Raw genomic sequence first — 19,361 nt, 5'->3', positions numbered from 1 at the left:
CTATTATAAGTATCTTGGTTCATTGGCAACAGAGTTCAAATCACTAGATGGAAGAACTAAATTCACACTTTATATTTTCATTTTGCTTAAAAGATTTCCAAAACAGTAGATTCATAGACCAATTTATGCAAATATATAGTAATATTCTCATTGAAAGGAAGAGACATAGAAGGAATGAATTCATTTATCCGTTCTATAGAAGGAAACAATACGTTGTGGAGATATTTTTTCGCTTTTTTGGTGATGGTAGGGTTATATGTATTCGGGAATATAGCTTACCTTTTCGCTATACTGTTCACGGTTATTGTGAATCCCAATATCACGTTTGATTTGGATGAAGCTGTGCTGAGTGATCCCCTCGTAGATCTTTATTTGTCCCATGTGATTTATTTATTCGCCATTCCGGGAGTTTGGCTGGCTGTGCGCTTTATTTTGAAGCGGCCTTTCCGAACTGTGATTACACCAAATTCAAAGATGAATTGGCGGAGAATTTCCTTTGGTTTTATTGCTTATTTCTTGCTGATGATCGCCGTACAATTGATTGATTTTGTGATTCATCCAGACAATTATTCAATGCAAGCCTTTGATGCATCACGATTTATCTGGCTGCTAGCGGCTGCCCTCATTTTGGTTCCGATTCAGACATCAGCTGAGGAACTGTTTTTCAGGGGATTTTTGCTTCAAGCTTTCGGGAGATTGACGAAAAATCCTCTAATCTTGACACTGATTGTCGGAGGATTGTTTGGCGTATTGCATTTTGCTAATCCAGAAATGAACAATGGTGCTGTCTGGGCAGGAATTGAGTATTTAACATTTGGTTTTGTGTGGACCTATTACACGATTAAAACAGGAAGCATCGAAATATCACTTGGCGCCCATGCCGCGAATAATATGTTTTTGTGTATGTTTATTACAGAAAAAAACAGTGTGTATGGAGGAATTCCTTCTCTCTTTACGGTTACGCGGGGGAACCCGATGTGGGAGGCTTTCTTTACGATAGCGGTCAATCTTGTGTTTGCGGGGATCGCTTTATGGTACCATAAGAAATCAAAAAGTAAGCAGCAAGGGTCTTAATCCCTGCTGCTTATTAACGTGTGGATCGCTTCTTCAATATTTGTTGTCGGCTGCTGGCAGGCAAAGTTTTCACAAATATACACGGTTGTTTTGCCATCTATGATCCGGTAGTCTGCCGCGAATGGCGCAATGTCTTTGCATTGATCAGGATGCTCTGCTACCAGAATGGAGTCGTTAGGCTTAAAGGCTTTTTGGAGCTCTGTTATGATTTGTTTTCTGGCTGGATCGTCTGCGCTGCCAAAAATAACGATTTCTTTCTTAGGCATCAGATGTCTTAACACACTTTGCATAAAGAAAGCATGGCCGCTCGGATACGCGTCGATGTCTGGCTTGAACACGGAAAACATCGTTTCTGCTTTTTCAATTAGTGATAAGTCGCCTGTGACTTGCCCGAGACGCAGCAGCTGAACAGCTGCCACACTGTTTCCGGAAGGCACGGCGCCGTCGTACACTTCTTTTTCCCGTACGATTAAGGCTTCTGCATCGTGTCCGGTGAAGTAGAAGCCGCCATGCTCATCATCCCAAAATAAGCCGATCATATCGTCTGCCAGTTTCTTCACTTTTTGTAAATAAGATAGATCAAACGAAGCTTCATAGAGATCCAGATAAGCCCATAGGAGAAAAGCGTAATCGTCGATAAAGCCTTTGTTTTTCACTTCGCCATCACGATATCGGACCATCACACGGCCGTCGATGATTAATTTGTTTTCAATAAATGTGATGGCGTCTTTCGCTAGGCTGAGATATTTCGGCTCCTGGTATACCTTTGCCGCTTTCGCAAGACCCGCGATCATCAGCGCGTTCCATGAGGTCAGCACTTTGTCATCGACATGCGGATAGGTTCTTTCCTCGCGTGTCTTCAAGAGCTGCTGTCTTGCGTCTTCGAGTTTGAGACTGAGCTCTTTTTCGGTTAACCCGGCATCCTCTTTGATTTGTTCCCACTTTGTGTGAATGAGGTTAGGAATATTTTTGCCTTCAAAGTTTCCTTCTTCAGTGATGTCATACACTTGGCAATACAGCGTTTCGAGATCGTCCCCGAGCGTTTTCAGAATCTCTTCCTTTGACCACACGTAGTACTTTCCTTCTTCTCCTTCTGTATCCGCGTCTAAAGCAGAGAAAAAGCTTCCGTCTTCATGAGTCATTTCCCTCTGAATGAACGTAATGATCTGCTCACAAATCTCTTTATAGCGGCTGTTTTGCGTGACCTGATAGGCTTCTGTATAAGCAGTCAGCAGCAGCGCATTGTCGTACAGCATTTTTTCAAAGTGGGGAACGAGCCACTCGTCATCGGTCGAATAGCGGGCGAACCCATAGCCGATATGATCGTAAATGCCGCCATTCGCCATGCTGTCCAGCGTTTTCGTCACGTTGTATAAAGCGTTCTCCTGCCCCGTATTGTGATGATAACGAAGCAAATACATCAGCATATGGGGCATCGGAAATTTCGGTGCCTGCCCGAAACCGCCGTAGATCGTATCAAACCCGCTGGCAAGCTGCTGGAATGTCCGGTGAATCGCAGACTCGCTAAGGCCTTCGCCTGATTTGGCGGCTGTTTTGGTCTGCAAATGTTTAGCGGCGTTCTCCGCAATATCCTCGACATGCTCGCGGTCGTTCGCAAACGTCTCAGACAGATGCTCAAGCACATCAACAAAACCGGGACGATTGAATTTGCTCGTCTTTGGAAAATATGTACCCGCGTAAAACGGCTTTTGATCAGGCGTGATAAACACATTCAGCGGCCAGCCGCCCTGCCCGGTCATCAGCTGGCAGATTCTCATATAAACAGAATCCACATCAGGCCGCTCTTCCCGGTCGACTTTAATCGCTACAAACCGTTCATTGAGAAGACGCGCGATTTCTTCGTCTTCAAAGCTTTCGTGGGCCATAACATGGCACCAATGGCAAGTCGAATAACCGATGCTGACCAGAACCGGCTTGTTTTCGCGTTTTGCTTTTTCGAAGGCTTCATCTCCCCACGGGAACCAGTCCACAGGGTTGTGGGCGTGTTGGAGTAAATATGGGGACTTCTCAGCGATTAATCTATTGGGTTTATTGTTAGTGGGCATGGGATCACCTTCTTTCGGTTTTTTCTTTAATAAAACTTTATAACATATTTAACCTTACCACAGACAATACAAAAAATACCCTAGTCTATAGGCTAACTAAGGTATTTAGAATAGATAGTTTGGAAAATATTCAGGGGGTCTACACTTTCTACAGTTGCTAACGCAATAACTCTCTCCTTCATAAATCCAATCTTCTGATGAAGGCGACACTAGAAAACAAGGTAAATCCTCTGTGCACCTAGCAGTTTTTAAACCATACCAACGGTTCCTGAAAATACAGCAATGTTTTTTAGGCCAACAAATTTTTTCAAAAGTATATGGGTAGTAATACAAAGATATTCTCTCCTCTAAATGTTTTTATGTTTTAACATACTCACCCGAAGAAAAATATGGAATAAGTCCAATTGACTTTTTTTGAATGTTTTTTACTCCAAATCTTAGTTTTATAATTAAATTATTTTCTTACTTTATACTTCATACTGGTGGTACAATTAGGAAAAAAATAAGGGAGCTTGTTTATGGAGATTTTAAGTGTGATTTTACAGTTAGTAGTGGTTTTTGTTGGTTGGTTTATAATTACTTATGTTAAAAAGTTACCTGAACAAGTACACGCTAAAAATCTAAAAAGCTTTGAGCACGATTTAAATACACAATTAGAGAATTTTAGAAATAAACTAACGACTGATCTAGAGCGGGCGAGGATATGCCAATGTTGGCACTGGTTCAGTGTTGGAGTTTTACAGCTTTATCGTGTCGAAAGGATATGATTTTATGTCATCTATTAAAAATGCGCTGGTTGGAGTCGAGGGAGCGCAGGCGACGGCAGTCGCCAGCGGCAGCGAAAGCGACCAGACGGCCGGCCAGCGGCGAAGGAGTGAGCGAAGCGAATGGATGAGCTAAAACAACCCCCCCACGCTAACAGGGGGGTAGTAATCGTAAAAGAAGAAAATGAAACCGTTGAAAGTCCTTTGGTATCAATGGTTGACTATATTCGAGTCTCTTTTAAAACTCATGATGTTGACCGAATTATCGAAGGTGTTCTTCACCTTAGCAAAGACTTTATGACTGAAAAACAATCTGGTTTCTACGGCTACGTTGGCACGTTCGAACTGGACTATATCAAAGTCTTTTATTCTGCGCCTGATGATAACAGAGGTATTTTGATAGAAATGTCGGGTCAAGGTTGCCGTCAATTTGAATCCTTCTTGGAATGCCGGAAGAAAACTTGGTACGACTTCTTTCAAGATTGCATGGCACAAGGCGGTTCAGTTACTCGCTTTGATTTGGCTATTGATGATAAAAAGACGTACTTTTCTATACCGGTATTGTTAAAGAAAGCCCAAAAGGGCGAATGTATTTCACGCTTCAGAAAATCCGATTTCAATGGCTCCTTTGATCTATCTGATGGCATTACAGGCGGAACGACAATATATTTCGGTTCTAAAAAGTCAGAAGCGTACCTTTGCTTTTATGAGAAAAACTATGAACAAGCAGAAAAGTATAACATCCCTTTAGAAGAACTAGGCGATTGGAATCGTTATGAATTGCGGCTTAAAAATGAACGTGCACAAGTGGCTATAGATGCTTTATTGAAAACAAAGGATTTAACCTTAATCGCTATGCAGATCATTAATAACTATGTAAGGTTCGTTGATGCTGATGGAAACATCACTAGAGAGCATTGGAAAACGAGCCTTTTTTGGTCTGATTTTATAGGTGATGTTGGGCGACTTCCTTTGTACGTCAAACCACAAAAAGACTTCTATCAGAAATCAAGAAACTGGCTTCGTAACTCTTGTGCTCCCACTATGAAAATGGTGCTTGAAGCCGATGAACATTTAGGAAAAACCGATCTGTCAGATATGATTGCAGAAGCTGAACTGGCAGACAAACACCAAAAAATGCTAGATGTGTTTCTTGTTGATGTTGCTGACATGGTCGTTTAAAAACAAGCTGATAAACCTCTTTAAAAACAGGTGATGCGATTAAACGTATGTGTCAACGGTACCGGAACGGAGTGAGGATAAGGAGTTGACATATTCAATGCCAAGAGGGAGTCCCCCGATGATTCGGGGGAATAGGGGGCTAGATTAACAGCAATCCAACGGGCTTCCGTTGGTGGGTTTGGGTGAAACCCAAAAGGTTTTAAGTATTACCACCACTTTTTTTATGGAATTTAGGGAGGCGATTTATAAGAAATACTTCTATAATGCCATTGGAAAATAAATGTTAACTTATGGAGTTTAATGAAGTAGTATTTAGTAATAAATAATTCGTGTTCATTAAGGAGGGGAATTTATTGGAACAAGAAACTAAGTTTAGAATAGCTACTGAACAAGATTTAGATAGAATTGTAGAAATGCTTGCTGATGATGAATTGGGAAGGCTTCGTGAGCGTTATGAACAACCACTTCCGGAAAGTTATACAAAAGCATTTCGAGCTATCACGTCTGACCCTAATAATGAGTTGGTAGTAGCTTTTCAAGACGATGAAGTGATCGGTGTACTTCAAATTACATTTACTCCGTATATTACACACCAAGGTGGATGGAGAGCTACTATTGAAGGAGTTAGAACAGCCTCATCCGTGCGTGGTAAGGGGGTTGGAACTGAACTTATAAAATGGGCAATTCAACGTGCAAACAAACGTGGTTGTCACTTAATTCAACTTACAACAGATAAGCACAGAGTCGATGCGTTACGTTTTTATAAACGATTAGGTTTTAAATCTACGCATGATGGTTTAAAAATGAAATTGGAGTAGATACTAATCAGCTAACGGATGCTTATCTTCAATAAAGATTTAAAACATGAATAAAGTTAAGGATTCTTGTTTTATGGTCATTTATCATAACATTGCCAATCCAAAAAACTTTTAAGAACAGTATGAGTGTTAATTCTGCTGTTCTTTTTTGCGTGTGCAAAATTAGATTAAACAGCAATCCAACGGGCTTCCGTTGGTGGATTTGGGTGAAACCCAAGAACAAAAATCGGATGGATAAGATGTTTAACATTAATCTGTTGAATAAGGTCCGACTGGAAAGTGATTTGGAGTCTCTTGGCTGTTTGGATATTGCTGAGGAATTGATTGAAAAAATGATGGAAGATGTCTTTGTTAGTGGGCAGGCGATCACCTTCTTTCTCTTAAATTAATCAATCATCATTATATTTCTTAACTCGTTTTTTAAAATTTAATTTTCTTATTATTTAATGATTATTACCATCTTCTTTTAACTCTTTTATATATTTAGGTATAAGGTCAAACCAATTCTTTCCTAAGTTTTTATCAAGGAAATGAAGTAATTCTTGTCCTCCTATTAATTCCACACTTGGATTTTCCTTTGCAAATTTTATAGTCGTCCTAGTAAAACCCTTAGCACCAATCAAAACGCCTTTTGTTGCTTTTGCATGAGTTATAGACCCCACTAAAGCTCTTGCCTTTTCTACACCTACATTCTTTTTGTATCTTTTACATTCAATAAATAGTCTTTCCTTTCTACCAATCTCTTGATTTTCAGCAATAACATCCTTCCCCCCATCATTAGAAGGTGGAGTAAGTTGTACATTATATCCTAAAGATTTGTATAGCTTAGCAATTAAATACTCGAATTCACGAGGACTAAGGCTTAATAAAGTGTCAACACTATAATCATTTTGAAGATATCTGGCTCTAATTAATACTTGTGCATCATAAAGTCCATTCATGGCCATATCTGGTATTGTCATAAAATGCGCTTTTTGATAAGCTTCTATAACTTCAAGGGCTGTTTTAGGTGAAAAATGTAATAACAAATCTAGTATCCATGTTATTCCTTCATAAGCATAGCCAGTTTCATAAAAGCGACGATAAAACTCATTTGGGTATTCTTTCATTTTTTTCTCATCATAAACCATTGCATTATACTCATCTATTCCGTAGTTCCCTGAATGAACAAGTAGCATTCTGAGTAAGTTCTTAAATTCTTGAATACTATAATGATCAATTTTATTTATGTATTGGTTTAAATAATCATCAGAGGGGAAACAATTATTTGGAAATATTCTATCTCCTTTATCAGAATTCATTAACTCAATCCATTTCTCTAGCGTCATTTTACCTTCTTTAATTAAACGAGGTATAAATATTACATTACTCACTAAAAATCCCCCGATAACTTTCAATTTATTATTTTTTATCAAGCATGCTACCAATGAATAATAAGTATCCTAATATTCAACAATAAAAAGAAATAGAGCTCAAACAAAGAGAGCTCTATTCTTGGATTACTTCTTCTTTTTTTCTGGAAATATATAAGTCATAATCAAAAAAACAATTATACAAATTACAAACTGAATAAGTCTATTTATAACCCAATAGTTAGTAAAGTCAATCTCGTTTGTAACTTGAATGGCGGCAAAGATAGCAAATAAAATTAGTATATATTTAAATGTTTCTTTGTTCATATCAATCAACACTTTCTTTAAATAATTGCGTATACAACACCTTGTGCAATATAACCACAGGTACTAGCTACTGAATGCCAAACATATTTATCTAGATAATCTGTAACACGATCATGAACTTCATCTAATGGTCCCATTAGGATGTATGTATTCCAAATACCTTCCCATTTAGCACGTGAAACTTTACGTTTTAATGCACTAGGGAACTTTTTGTAAATAGCGTTAGGCAACTTTTTCTTTACATATGACTTCCCGAATATTTTTATTAGCTTTCTTCCTACAGAAATATAGCCCACCTTTTCAACCTTTATGTCACCTGAACTTACTTTAGCATTTGGATTCAATACAATTGAATTTGTACTTGTAGTACTAAGATGAATAGTATTAGAAATTGGTGATGATATATCACTAAAGCCTACTGTTGAAGTATGTATATCGTTTTTTGAATCGGTATATGAATTAGAAGTGTTATCAACTGGATTGAGATATTCATCATCATTTTTCAATGCATCACCAACAAATTCGTTAGCAACTTCTTGAATGATCTTATCCATTTCTGCTTTTGACATACTTGCATCAGAAGCATCATTATTATCTTGAGTGTTTTGATCATCAGAGTTTTCATCTAGACCTGTACTTGTGTCATTTTTCATTTGAGAAAAAACAGTTCCTTTAACTTCAAAACTTTGATTATTTAGCTCTAGTTTGTCTGTAGTTAAAGCACTGGCAAAAGGTGTTACAACTCCCAATGATATCGTAATAGCACAAGTTGTTGCAACGCCTAGTTTCCAATTTTTTAGAACAAAATCTTTCAAACTAATCCCTCCAAAATTTAACTCCTATATATGTATAACATACAGATTGAGGTAAATCAACGAATTTTTACCTATATAATTCTTAATTTAACATTAAATTTTTAATTTTTATAGTATTTTTATAGTGTAAATGCAAGTTGAGTTTATCGATATTAGTAAATTGAAAATATATGATTTTGAAAGTGATGACTAATAATATGGAATAACATGTGATGGAAGAGGATTGTTTATTAGGGGTTATATTCACCATACTTTTGGCTATTCTAACAGACATGTCACCAATGGCAAGTCGAATAACCGATGTTGACCAGAACCGGCTTGTTTTCGCGTTTTGCTTTTTCGAAGGCTTCATCTCCCCACGGGAACCAGTCCACAGGGTTGTGGGCGTGTTGGAGTAAATATGGGGACTTCTCAGCGATTAATCTATTGGGTTTATTGTTAGTGGGCATGGGATCACCTTCTTTCTATGTTTTTTTAAGTATTCTCTTTCCTCTATTTAATATACCAGAAGTTAAGGCTCGTCATCATTTGTCTGTGAGGTATTCCATAATGAAAACCAAGGGCTATAAACCCTTGATAGATCCATTATTTCACCTTTGAACTATAAAGATGGGTCTTCAATCGTAATTCTTTAACAAGATTGCTGAATTATGTCCGCCGAAACCAAAAGAATTTGATAGCCCATATTTCAATGGAAGGTGTCTCGCTTCTGATACAACATCTAAGTTGCAATCTGGATCTTGCTTCTCTACATTAATAGTTGGCGGAATCATTCCTCGTCTCAAACTTTCCACTAAAGCAATTGCTTCTACTCCGCCAGCAGCACCAAGCATGTGCCCAGTCATTGACTTGTTTGCAGTTGTTGGAATTTCACGTGAATGTTCACCAAATAATTTCTTAATAGCTAGAACTTCTGAACGATCACCTACTTGTGTACTGGTTGCATGAGCACTAATAACATCAATTTCACCTGTTGATATATTTGCACTTCTCAATGCTTTTTTCATGGCTAAGTAGGCACCCTTACCTTCTGGGTGTGATGCTACCATATGATGAGCATCTGAACTAGCTCCGTACCCCACTACTTCACATAATATCGGCGCATCTCTAAGAATAGCGTTTTCTAATGATTCTAATACTAAGATACCTGCGCCTTCACTCATAACAAAGCCATCTCTATCTGTATCGAATGGACGGCTGGCTCGACTTGGCTCTTGGTTTCTTGTAGATAATGCATGGGCGTTTCCAAAACTAGCCAAAGATAACTGTGTGATTGCAGCTTCTGCTCCACCGGCAAATATAATATCTGCTTCATCATTTCGGATAGCATTAAAAGCTTCACCAATAGAGGTGTTCCCGATTGAACAGGCTGTGACTGGTGATAATGATGGTCCTTGTGCTCCTAATTTTATGCTTATTTGAGCTGCAGCTGCATTTGAAATCATCATTGGTACAAGGCTAGGGCTTACTCTCGCGGGACCTCGTTTATTTAATACATTCACATTATCAACAAGCGATTGTATGCCTCCGATTCCTGAACCAACATATACCCCTAAACGTTCAAGATCAACATTATCTAACTGTAATTGTGAATGTTCTAATGCTTGTTCGGCTGCTGCTAAGGCAAACTGACTAAAACGATCTAATCGTTTTGCTTCTTTTCTCCCCAATATTTCATCTGCATCGAAATCACGAACGATTCCAGCTATCTTTGTTTTATAATCAGCAGTATCAAAAGAATCAATTAGAGATATCCCCGAGTGTCCTTTAACTAGTTGATTCCAAAAGCTACTCACATCATTTCCTAGAGGAGAAATAACTCCCATTCCAGTAATGACAACTCTTTTCATGATAATTCCCTCCTTGTTTTTATTAACTTTAGCTATTGTGTTATCCTATTACAAGTTGTTGTTTATCCTAGTATAATTAATACTATTTTAAAGGGAGATCTTAATGAAACCTGAAACAAGACTTCAAGCTTTATCAGAATTTTTAAAGAACCAACGTTCGAAAATTACTCCCCAAATGGTTGGTTTACCTGTAGGAACCCGCAGAAGAACACCAGGACTAAGAAGAGAAGAAGTGGCTCAACTAGCCGGTGTAAGTCTTACTTGGTATACATGGTTAGAACAAGGAAGAGATATAAAAGTATCTACTTCGGTATTAGATGCTATTTCTCGAGCATTACAATTAAATAACGATGAAAGGAGATATTTGTATGCTCTAGCGTTAGAGGAAGGAGTGAAACAACCCTTTATAAATGAGAAAGAGAAGGAAATCAGTCCGGCTTTAGTAAAAATTTTGCAGGAACTTCGTTATTGCCCAACGATTATATCAGATAGAAGAAGTCAGATTGTTGGGTGGAATCAAGCAGCAGCTAATGTATTTTTGGATTTTGAACAAATCAATCCGGCAGAAAGGAATATAATACGCTTACTATTCGCAAGAAAGGAATTTAAAAGTTTAGCAGTGAATTGGGAGCATTTTGTTAGAGGATATATCGCAATATTTAGAACGTATTATGGACAGTATGTGGCTGATGACTGGTATGAGCAATTTATACAAGAAATGGAACAGGCATATCCTGAGTTCCGTAAAATTTGGAATGAAAATGAGATTAGCTCTGCTCCTGAAGTATTAATTGAGTTTCGTCATGCTAAGGTAGGTAAAATGTTGTTTAATCTGACTTCATTACAAGTGCATGGGGATACTGATTTAAGATGCAGCGTCTATACTCCAGTTGAGGATACTGAAACTGAGCTTAAGTTAAAACGGTTAATTGAAGGCTAGCTATCGTTTGGAGAGTAGAAGTTATTCAAGTAATACTTCCTTTACTTTGTTTAAACTGTAAATAAAAAAACAACTAGTATATAGTTCCCATTCGTTTATTGTATTTGGATGAAGTTGTTGTGTGCATCTAATATTTGAAAGATCCTATGCCACCAAAAACAAGTTATAACCCTGTTGTAGTAGTGATGGAGAAAATATTAAAAATAGAAAACCTCTATCTGGTTACACAAGCTTTTAGTGGGTTTTATAATTAATCAAAAAAAATCGATTTATTTGCTTGCATTTATTTTAAAATCATGAGTATTATAAATACATCAAAAAAAATTGATTAAAGAAGGCGATATGAATGGTTGAGACGAAATCAGAACTACTTCAGAAATATGAACAAAAATTTAAGGCTCTTGCTGATCAGAAACGATTAGAGATCATGTATGAACTTTGTCAAAGGGGAAAAACCTGTGTTTGTGATCTGACTGAGATTTTTGAGGTGACACAATCTAAACTTTCTTATCATCTTAAAATTTTATTAGATGCCAACTTAATAACGAAAGAGACAAAGGGAACATGGAGCTATTATGATTTAAATGATGAGGAAGTAAATAGTTTATTATCAGAAGAGCTTTGTTGTGTATTTAGAAAAAAAGGTGAAGGAGATTGCTGCTAAAAAATTTTTAGTCATTAAATCAAATTTTTTTGATTAATATATAAGAGGGGGAATTAAAATGAAATACGTTCATGTAGGGATAAATGTTGTCAGTTTGGAGAAATCGATCAATTTTTATGAAAAAGTTTTTGGAGTAAAGGCTGTAAAAGTAAAAACAGACTATGCAAAGTTTTTATTAGAGACTCCTGGACTGAACTTCACTTTAAATGTCGTAGATGAGGTGAAGGGAAATCAAGTGAATCATTTTGGATTCCAAGTAGATAGTTTGGAAGAAGTTTTGAAACACAAGGAAAGGCTTGAAAAAGAAGGTTTTTTTGCACGTGAAGAAATGGATACGACTTGTTGTTATGCAGTCCAAGATAAATTTTGGATTACTGATCCAGATGGAAACGAGTGGGAGTTTTTCTATACCAAATCGAACAGCGAGATTCAAAAACAAGATTCCTCCTCTTGTTGTGTAACACCTCCAAGCGATAGTAAAACGAACTCTTGCTGTTAATAAAAAGGTGAGGATAAGTAATGAAACGTTTATCATTTTTAGACCGTTATTTAACCATCTGGATTTTTCTTGCGATGGCATTGGGGATAGGATTAGGTTTTATATTTCCGGGCTTTGTTGACGGATTAAACAAATTACAAGTTGGAACTACATCTATCCCTTTAGCAATTGGATTAATATTAATGATGTATCCTCCACTAGCAAAGGTTCGCTATGAAGAAATCGGCCGGGTATTTAAAGATATTAAAGTATTAATTTTGTCTTTAGTGCAAAACTGGATCATTGGTCCGACTCTCATGTTTATTTTGGCTATCATCTTTTTGCCAGATAAACCGGAGTATATGATTGGACTTATTATGATTGGATTGGCTCGCTGTATTGCGATGGTTATTGTGTGGAATGACTTATCAAAAGGTGATACAGAATACGCGGCAGGATTAGTTGCTTTCAACTCAATTTTCCAAATGCTTTTTTTCTCAGTTTATGCTTACATTTTTGTAACAGTTATTCCGCAATGGTTAGGGATGGAAGGAGCAGTAGTGAATATTACGATGGCAGAAGTCGCAAAATCAGTATTCATTTACCTTGGAGTTCCTTTTATTGCAGGAATGGTGACACGTTATATTTTTGTAAAAGTGAAGGGGAAAGAATGGTATGAAAAAGTGTTCATTCCTAAAATTAGTCCAATTACGTTAATTGCTTTGCTATTTACAATTATCATCATGTTTTCCTTAAAAGGTGATGTAATTGTTAGCTTGCCGTTAGATGTTGTTCGAGTTGCGATTCCATTATTGATTTACTTTGTTTTAATGTTCTTTGTTTCCTTCTTTTTAGGAAAGAAAATCGGGGCAAACTACGCTGTAACCACTACTTTAGCTTTTACAGCAGGAAGCAATAACTTTGAATTAGCGATTGCTGTAGCTGTTGGTGTGTTTGGAATTCATTCGGGTGCAGCATTTGCCGCCGTAATTGGTCCGCTTGTAGAAGTGCCGGTCATGATAGCACTTGTTAAGGTTGCTTTATGGTTTCAACGAAAATACTTTCGAAGTCACTCGATGTAGAGGTGGAATATATGGAGAATAAAATTATTTACTTTTTATGTACAGGGAACTCTTGCCGAAGCCAAATGGCTGAAGCATGGGCTAAACAATATTTAGGTGATGAGTGGAAAGTATATAGCGCGGGGATAGAGGCACATGGATTAAATCCGAATGCTGTTAAAGCGATGAAAGAAGTTGGTATAGATATCTCTAATCAAACGTCAGATATCATCGACTCTGATATTCTGAACAATGCTGATTTAGTTGTTACGCTTTGTGGTGATGCTGCTGATAAATGCCCGATCACGCCTCCACATGTAAAACGTGAGCATTGGGGGTTTGATGATCCAGCAAAAGCACAAGGGACAGAAGAAGAAAAATGGGCGTTTTTCCAAAGGGTTCGTGATGAAATAGGGGATAGGTTGAAGGAATTTGCAGAAACAGGGAAATAAACTCTTTTGTTAAAGGATGCATATTTATATGTGTCCTTTTTTTATTAATGTGTAGCTATACGAACTTGACACCAATGGCAAGTCGAATAACCGATGCTGACCAGAACCGGCTTGTTTTCGCGTTTTGCTTTTTCGAAGGCTTCTTCTCCCCACGGGAATCAATCCACAGGGTTGTGAGCATGTTGAAGGAGATATGGTGACTTCTCAGCGATTAATCTATTGGGTTTACTGTTAGTGGGCATGGATCACCTTCTTTCATTTGTTTTAATTACATTTAGGTACCACAATAATTATAAATAAATACAAAGCTTAGCCGATTTACTTAAAAGAGGGAGAAGGAAAATAATATAATGTTTAATTATGTTAATGAAGGAAGACACCGTCCTTTTCAGTTTTATTACAGGAGAATGGATATTTTTTTAGCTCTGTTAAATTTGATGTTGATAATTCCATAGTATTAGGGGGAACCCATTATTTATGGACGCCCCTTTAGTTCATAAGAAAAATTACTGTCGAGTGTTACCTAACAATATATACTTTGGACTGAAAGATTTTTTAGCCATTCCAATGATAAACGATTTGCACAACGCCAGAGGAAAATGTTCTTGTATTCAGCATTTTTAAATTTAACCTCTGTTTTAAATCAATAAACAACGGTTTTCCTTCTCCCAAAACAACAGGGTGAATAGATAATCTAAATTCATCAACAAGCCCCAAATTTATAAAAGTTGTTATGAGACTCGCTCCACCATATAGCCAGATGTCTTTACCAGGCTTTTTCTTTAATTTATTTACTTCTTCAAGAATATTATCATTTATAAATATTGCTTGATTATCAATCTCATGTTGTGTTCTGGAAAAAACATATTTCTTTTTACTATGAATTAATTTCCAAATTTCCTTTTCCGTATCAGGGTCTTCTTTTTTGGGGATATACTGTCCCCATAAATCGTAGCTTTTTCTACCATATAAAATAGTATCAATTTGATTTAAGAAATCAGTAAACCCCATATCAGGGTCCATAATACACCAATCAACTTCTCCATTTTTCCCTTCAATAAAACCATCTAGAGTAACTGCTAAATCTAAAATTATTCTTCTCTGTTTTAAGTTATTTGTCATAACTATTCATCCTTTTACATAAGAAGTTGGTAGAAATTCTTCTTCCACTCACACACCAGATGGATTAAGTTGCGTTTGTGGACAGAGTGAAGAACAATATCCTAAAATGAAAGTGCCCACTACTCTTTGCAGCTCGATTAGCAGGAACACTCTTTATCTTCACTTGGTTAAATGAAAGCTCTGTTCGATTAAGTTATAGATTTCGCTTTCTGGATCTGTCCGTTCTAAAACAATTGAAATCCAATGTTCCTTATCCATATGATATCCGGGTAAGATATTTTCCCCATTTCTTAAGCCATCACTTATGTCAGGGGGGCATTTTAAATTCAGAATATCTATTTCGCCATGTCCTTCCAAGCCTAATTTTTCTGGGAGAACATTCATGATAAGACCGTACCATTTTTTGTTTGATGTATGTCTCAAAGAAGCATAGTTTGGGTATTTCCCCCACGGATAATCAGGCGATGTACCGTATTTTTTTTGACGTGTTTAAAGATATCTTCTCTTGTCAACATACTCAACCACTCCTTTATTCACTCTAATTTCTTCTAGGAAAAACCAAAGAGCGATCTTTGGTTGTCCTTTGGATACTTCAATAGAGATGTCACCAATGGCAGAAGCTGTGTCAAAGCTTCCTCTCTCCATGGGTACTATTCAACAGGGGTGTGGGCGAGTTGAATGAAGGATGATATTTCTCATTGAGTTTATTGTTAGTGGGCATGGGATCATCTTCTTTGCTCTTGTTTCTATTCTTTTTTACTGTACCACAATCCTTTGATGAAATACTTCATTACGATAGTGAAATTTATATATAAGGTAATGGATGTCTTATCTATTGCTGTTCTCTTAAAGAGTGCACTTTTGGAAGCTGTTATTGAATAGTATCGAAACGAGTTTACTAAATATTGTCTCGATTGGCGGAGATTGATTTGATCATTAAAATGACTCAATTGAATATGAAAGATTTCAATAAACCAAACGAACCTTTCGTTGTTTTAGGGAGAATGATACCTGCTTTTGAAAACGGTGTTTGGACATATACTGTGGAACGATTTTCTAAACCTTATTTTAAACAATATGAAGATGATGAAATGGATGTTAGTTATATGGAAGATGAAGGGAAAGTTGTTTTTTTATATTATGGTGAAAGCAACTGCATCGGCCGGATTAAGATTCGTTCTAACTGGAATGGGTATGCATTAATAGAGGACATTGCTGTTGCAAAAGACTATAGAAAGAAAGGTGTTGGAACAGCATTATTACATAAAGCGATTGAGTGGGCAAAGGAGAATCGCTTTTGTGGTCTTATGCTTGAAACACAAGATATTAATGTCTCAGCTTGTCGTTTTTATGCCAAACATCACTTTATAATAGGTGCGGTTGATACGATGCTTTATTCCAACCTTCCAACAGCAAATGAAATTGCGATTTTTTGGTACTATAAATTTTAATTTATCATAAAATTATCGAACGAAACGAAGCTTGTTTTGCGTTTTGTTTTTCAAAGAAGAGGTTTTTTAACCCCTTCTTTTCTTTGATAAGAAGTGTCTTTCCACAATAGGCATAAAAACGTGAAGGATCATTCCTCCCAAACAGACGGTTAATAGGGTTCCGATGCCGATAGGGCCTTTAAAGATGATGGCTAATACTAAGAAAAGAGCGTATACCAATGTTCTTGAAAACAAAATTGTTCTTTTGGAGAGATCTCGGATAATAAGTGTTAAATGATCGATGGGTGTTGATGCGAATTTCGTCTGAAGATAGATGGCTGTTCCAAGACCGATGAGCACCAAACCAATTCCGAAACAAATCAGTTTGCTTAACAACGCGTTTAGATAGATGGTGTTTTTTACAACAAACAACCATAGGTCAATGCCTATTCCAGTAATGAATGCTGTAATCAAGCCCAGCAAAAGAGGTTTTTTTCTCGTTAATATAGCGTTGCAGATTAAGAGGATCACAGAAATAAGGACCTCCCAGCTTCCTACGGTAAGTCCGACTTCTTTTGACAGACCAACCAAAAGGGCATCGAAGGGTGATGTGCCCAGTCCTGATTGTATGGTTAAGGAAATGCCCAAACTTAATATGAGTATGCCTAATCCGTAAAAAAAATATTTCATGTTAAATCCGCGATATTTCTTTTGTCATCAGGACGTGAGGGATGCCGTCTTCCATAAATTCCTGTGAAGAAATCTGGTAGCCCAGTTTTTTATAAAAGCCTGTTGCTTGTGTTTGACCATGCAGCTTACATGCAGTCAGTCCTTTTTCTTTTATGATTTCTTCTAACCCGTTTACGATGACTTTCCCCAATCCGTACTTACGGTAAGGTTTTAGGATGCAGATTCTTTCCAGCTTTGCTGTATGGTCAACGATGCGCACACGGCCCGTGCCGACAGGCTGATTCTCATAATATACCAAGACATGCTGGCATTGTTCCTGGAGCGTATCAAATTCATCGAACTCTTCGGATTCAGATACATGTTGCTCCTCAATGAAAACCGTCTTTCTAATATTCAAAGCTTCATGTAAATCAGCTTCAGTTGTTATTCTTTTTATATTCATTATGAATCAATCCTTTTCTGATATTAGTCTGGACTGTACAGCATGCATGTGGTCTTATAATAGTAAGGGTAAAACATTTTTGTTGTAATTGCAACAAAAATACGTGAGGGGTTTTAGGAATGAATGATATTTTGCGTGAGATCGGCATGATAGCAAGAGCGTTGGATTCCATAAGCAACATCGAATTTAAAGATTTGGACTTAACAAGAGGGCAGTATCTCTATCTCGTACGTATATACGAAAATCCGGGAATTATTCAAGAAAAATTGGCGGAAATGATAAAAGTGGACCGGACAACGGCCGCGCGGGCCATTAAGAAGCTGGAAATGCAGGGATTTATTCAAAAACTGCCGGATGAGCAAAATAAAAAAATAAAAAAACTGTTCCCGACTGAGAAAGGAAAAAAGGTATATCCATTGTTAAGAAGAGAAGGAGAACATTCCACGGAAGTGGCCTTGTCCGGTTTTACTTCAGAGGAAAAGGAAACCATTTCTGCACTCCTTCATAGAGTGAGGAAGAATATAGAACGTGATTGGGAATATGTCAAGAAGGGGAACAAAAGGGATTATTAATGGACAATGTTAACAAGTCGAGCTGATGCTGGCGAAAATCGGCGTCTCCTCCTCAAGAATACCAGTCTGCTGGAGTGTGGGGCCATTTTCAAGATAATCTGCCTGGTCCGTTCACTTCTGTTTTCTTTAAAAACTATCAAAAAATCTCCAAAGGGAGTGGTTTTGATGAACTTGAGACAGCTATCAGAACATGTCTTTCAATGTGAATTTGAGCTTGATGTGCCTCTCCGTATTCCGGTTCATACTTGGTTTATCAAAGATGGTGATGATGTTTATATTGTTGATACGGGAATAGAACGTTTTGCTGATGCTCAAATTAGGGCAGCACTCGCGTTCGGCGATCCAAAAGCCATCTTGCTTACTCATGGCCACAGTGATCATATCGGAGGTGCATCAAAATGGTTAGAGAGATTTGATATTCCGATTTTTGCGCACCAGAAAGAACTAAAGTACATCAATGGGGAAGAGCCATATCCGAACAAAAATGAAGTGGAGAACACAGGGATAGCCCATGTTGTCCAGCCGCTGACGGAGCAAACGCTTGCTCACCTGCCTCTGAAATACTATTTAACACCTGGCCATTCTCCGGGTCATGTCGTGTATTATCATAAAATCGATCGTACTCTTTTAACGGGTGACCTTTTTATCACAAGTAAGGAGGATTTACACCCACCTATAAGAAGATTCAGTGTTGATATAAATGAGAACATTGATAGCGGCTCAATCATAGATCAAATCAAACCAACGCTCATTTGCTCTTCACATGGCGAAGAAATTCTTTATAACGAAGAATTGTATAAAAACTATGTGGTAAGGTATAGGGATTAATGGAAGTAAGAAAAAACATACCAAATGAATTGGTATGTTTAGAGGGGATTTAAATATACTCCGAAATCTCAATGAGGTTCTGATCGGGGTCTCTTATATAAACAGATAGAATCGGGCCGAGTGCACCGGTTCTTTTTATTGGGCCTTCCTCGACATTGACGTTTGTTTTCTTGAGATGCTCCATCACTTTATTGATGGGTTCATCCGTGATCATACATAAATCGCCAGATCCCGGGAGCGGGTGCTTGGCTTTAGGTTCGAATTCATGACCGGCCTCATGCAAGTTGATTTTTTGATTGCCAAAATACAAGACTTTTCTGCCTGCGCCAAATGTTTCTTCTTCCATTCCCAAAACAGATGTATAAAAGTCGATCGTTTCTTGAAGGTTTTGTACAGTCAACACCAGATGATCAATTCGTTTGATCACGAGCATT

Annotated in this window: 21 protein-coding genes and 4 pseudogenes; 14 read left to right on the top strand and 11 right to left on the bottom strand. The window is 37.5% G+C overall.

The window, feature by feature from the left end:
- The first annotated feature begins 174 nt into the window (after window positions 1-174).
- On the top strand, window positions 175-1,074 hold the full coding sequence (locus MHH79_RS21140; RefSeq protein ID WP_340034900.1) for a type II CAAX endopeptidase family protein: 900 nt from the start codon (window positions 175-177) through the stop codon (window positions 1,072-1,074).
- Here the strand turns inward: MHH79_RS21140 and MHH79_RS21135 are convergent.
- Window positions 1,071-3,140 carry a thioredoxin domain-containing protein gene (locus MHH79_RS21135; protein WP_340034899.1) on the bottom strand — a complete coding sequence of 690 codons (2,070 nt, stop codon included), beginning with the start codon at window positions 3,138-3,140 and terminating at the stop codon, window positions 1,071-1,073. The genes MHH79_RS21140 and MHH79_RS21135 overlap by 4 nt on opposite strands.
- A gap of 518 nt (window positions 3,141-3,658) precedes the next feature.
- Between MHH79_RS21135 and MHH79_RS21130 the strand changes: the two genes are divergently transcribed.
- The 5 genes and pseudogenes from MHH79_RS21130 to MHH79_RS21110 all read left to right on the top strand — a co-directional run.
- The gene (locus MHH79_RS21130; protein ID WP_157799624.1) at window positions 3,659-3,907 is read left to right on the top strand and encodes a hypothetical protein; all 249 of its coding nucleotides are present in this window, start codon (window positions 3,659-3,661) and stop codon (window positions 3,905-3,907) included.
- Window positions 3,831-4,035, top strand: a pseudogene (locus MHH79_RS21125) (ATP-binding protein); the annotation flags it as partial. The gene MHH79_RS21130 and the pseudogene MHH79_RS21125, both read left to right, overlap by 77 nt.
- Window positions 4,028-5,086: a DNA relaxase NicK gene (gene nicK / locus MHH79_RS21120; RefSeq protein ID WP_340034898.1), complete on the top strand. Its 1,059-nt coding sequence runs from the start codon at window positions 4,028-4,030 to the stop codon at window positions 5,084-5,086. The pseudogene MHH79_RS21125 and the gene nicK, both read left to right, overlap by 8 nt.
- A gap of 353 nt (window positions 5,087-5,439) precedes the next feature.
- The gene (locus MHH79_RS21115; RefSeq protein WP_100506057.1) at window positions 5,440-5,904 is read left to right on the top strand and encodes a GNAT family N-acetyltransferase; all 465 of its coding nucleotides are present in this window, start codon (window positions 5,440-5,442) and stop codon (window positions 5,902-5,904) included.
- Window positions 5,905-6,143: 239 nt separating this feature from the next.
- Window positions 6,144-6,260: pseudogene (locus MHH79_RS21110) on the top strand (hypothetical protein); the annotation flags it as partial.
- Window positions 6,261-6,347: 87 nt separating this feature from the next.
- Here the strand turns inward: MHH79_RS21110 and MHH79_RS21105 are convergent.
- The 4 genes from MHH79_RS21105 to fabF all read right to left on the bottom strand — a co-directional run bounded on the left by MHH79_RS21105 (window position 6,348) and on the right by fabF (window position 10,248).
- Entirely contained in the window at window positions 6,348-7,277 is a 930-nt protein-coding gene (locus MHH79_RS21105) for a restriction endonuclease (RefSeq protein WP_340034897.1), read from the bottom strand.
- Window positions 7,278-7,600: 323 nt separating this feature from the next.
- On the bottom strand, window positions 7,601-8,398 hold the full coding sequence (locus MHH79_RS21100) for a hypothetical protein (RefSeq protein WP_100506054.1): 798 nt from the start codon (window positions 8,396-8,398) through the stop codon (window positions 7,601-7,603).
- Between the two features lie 275 nt (window positions 8,399-8,673).
- The gene (locus MHH79_RS21095; protein WP_340034896.1) at window positions 8,674-8,847 is read right to left on the bottom strand and encodes a DUF255 domain-containing protein; all 174 of its coding nucleotides are present in this window, start codon (window positions 8,845-8,847) and stop codon (window positions 8,674-8,676) included.
- Between the two features lie 168 nt (window positions 8,848-9,015).
- On the bottom strand, window positions 9,016-10,248 hold the full coding sequence (gene fabF, locus MHH79_RS21090) for a beta-ketoacyl-ACP synthase II (RefSeq protein ID WP_063335918.1): 1,233 nt from the start codon (window positions 10,246-10,248) through the stop codon (window positions 9,016-9,018).
- Window positions 10,249-10,351: 103 nt separating this feature from the next.
- Between fabF and MHH79_RS21085 the strand changes: the two genes are divergently transcribed.
- The 5 genes from MHH79_RS21085 to arsC all read left to right on the top strand — a co-directional run bounded on the left by MHH79_RS21085 (window position 10,352) and on the right by arsC (window position 13,843).
- Window positions 10,352-11,188 carry a helix-turn-helix transcriptional regulator gene (locus MHH79_RS21085; protein WP_003236605.1) on the top strand — a complete coding sequence of 279 codons (837 nt, stop codon included), beginning with the start codon at window positions 10,352-10,354 and terminating at the stop codon, window positions 11,186-11,188.
- A gap of 346 nt (window positions 11,189-11,534) precedes the next feature.
- Window positions 11,535-11,852, top strand: a complete 318-nt coding sequence (arsR, locus tag MHH79_RS21080; protein ID WP_015385207.1) for an arsenical resistance operon transcriptional regulator ArsR — start codon at window positions 11,535-11,537, stop codon at window positions 11,850-11,852.
- A gap of 58 nt (window positions 11,853-11,910) precedes the next feature.
- Window positions 11,911-12,351, top strand: a complete 441-nt coding sequence (locus MHH79_RS21075) for an ArsI/CadI family heavy metal resistance metalloenzyme (RefSeq protein WP_015385206.1) — start codon at window positions 11,911-11,913, stop codon at window positions 12,349-12,351.
- Between the two features lie 20 nt (window positions 12,352-12,371).
- Window positions 12,372-13,412 carry an arsenite efflux transporter Acr3 gene (gene acr3, locus MHH79_RS21070; RefSeq protein WP_327845141.1) on the top strand — a complete coding sequence of 347 codons (1,041 nt, stop codon included), beginning with the start codon at window positions 12,372-12,374 and terminating at the stop codon, window positions 13,410-13,412.
- Window positions 13,413-13,423: 11 nt separating this feature from the next.
- Window positions 13,424-13,843, top strand: a complete 420-nt coding sequence (gene arsC / locus MHH79_RS21065) for an arsenate reductase (thioredoxin) (RefSeq protein ID WP_340034895.1) — start codon at window positions 13,424-13,426, stop codon at window positions 13,841-13,843.
- 71 nt (window positions 13,844-13,914) lie between these two features.
- Here the strand turns inward: arsC and MHH79_RS21060 are convergent.
- The 3 genes and pseudogenes from MHH79_RS21060 to MHH79_RS21050 form a co-directional block, all read right to left on the bottom strand.
- Window positions 13,915-14,085 (bottom strand): annotated as a pseudogene (locus MHH79_RS21060) (DUF255 domain-containing protein); the annotation flags it as partial.
- 313 nt (window positions 14,086-14,398) lie between these two features.
- Window positions 14,399-14,965: a dihydrofolate reductase family protein gene (locus tag MHH79_RS21055; protein ID WP_015385202.1), complete on the bottom strand. Its 567-nt coding sequence runs from the start codon at window positions 14,963-14,965 to the stop codon at window positions 14,399-14,401.
- A gap of 159 nt (window positions 14,966-15,124) precedes the next feature.
- Window positions 15,125-15,480 (bottom strand): annotated as a pseudogene (locus MHH79_RS21050) (MmcQ/YjbR family DNA-binding protein).
- 414 nt (window positions 15,481-15,894) lie between these two features.
- On the opposite strand from MHH79_RS21050, the gene satA reads away from it, so the two are divergent.
- Complete coding sequence (satA, locus tag MHH79_RS21045) at window positions 15,895-16,416, top strand: streptothricin N-acetyltransferase SatA (protein WP_251217857.1); 522 nt, start codon at window positions 15,895-15,897, stop codon at window positions 16,414-16,416.
- 66 nt (window positions 16,417-16,482) lie between these two features.
- Here satA and MHH79_RS21040 read toward each other — a convergent pair whose 3' ends face one another.
- Together MHH79_RS21040 and MHH79_RS21035 are read right to left on the bottom strand one after the other, a co-directional pair.
- Window positions 16,483-17,085: a YitT family protein gene (locus tag MHH79_RS21040; RefSeq protein ID WP_309529939.1), complete on the bottom strand. Its 603-nt coding sequence runs from the start codon at window positions 17,083-17,085 to the stop codon at window positions 16,483-16,485.
- A gap of 1 nt (window position 17,086) precedes the next feature.
- On the bottom strand, window positions 17,087-17,527 hold the full coding sequence (locus tag MHH79_RS21035) for a GNAT family N-acetyltransferase (protein ID WP_047183507.1): 441 nt from the start codon (window positions 17,525-17,527) through the stop codon (window positions 17,087-17,089).
- A 119-nt stretch (window positions 17,528-17,646) separates the two neighbouring features.
- Here MHH79_RS21035 and MHH79_RS21030 point away from each other — a divergent pair, with 119 nt between their 5' ends.
- Both MHH79_RS21030 and MHH79_RS21025 read left to right on the top strand, forming a co-directional pair.
- A complete protein-coding gene (locus tag MHH79_RS21030; protein WP_003226875.1) occupies window positions 17,647-18,099 on the top strand; it encodes a MarR family transcriptional regulator in 453 nt (150 codons plus the stop codon).
- A gap of 165 nt (window positions 18,100-18,264) precedes the next feature.
- Window positions 18,265-18,927, top strand: a complete 663-nt coding sequence (locus MHH79_RS21025) for an MBL fold metallo-hydrolase (protein ID WP_340034894.1) — start codon at window positions 18,265-18,267, stop codon at window positions 18,925-18,927.
- A 49-nt stretch (window positions 18,928-18,976) separates the two neighbouring features.
- Here the strand turns inward: MHH79_RS21025 and MHH79_RS21020 are convergent, their stop codons facing one another.
- Window positions 18,977-19,354 carry a VOC family protein gene (locus MHH79_RS21020; RefSeq protein WP_340034893.1) on the bottom strand — a complete coding sequence of 126 codons (378 nt, stop codon included), beginning with the start codon at window positions 19,352-19,354 and terminating at the stop codon, window positions 18,977-18,979.
- Window positions 19,355-19,361: the final 7 nt, after the last annotated feature.

It is taken from the genome of Bacillus sp. FSL K6-0993 (assembly GCF_037977205.1).
In the GTDB taxonomy this organism is placed as follows: Bacteria; Bacillota; Bacilli; order Bacillales; family Bacillaceae; genus Bacillus; species Bacillus subtilis.
The sequence above is the reverse complement of the archived record's forward strand: the minus strand, read 5'-3'. Positions and strand labels throughout refer to the sequence as shown.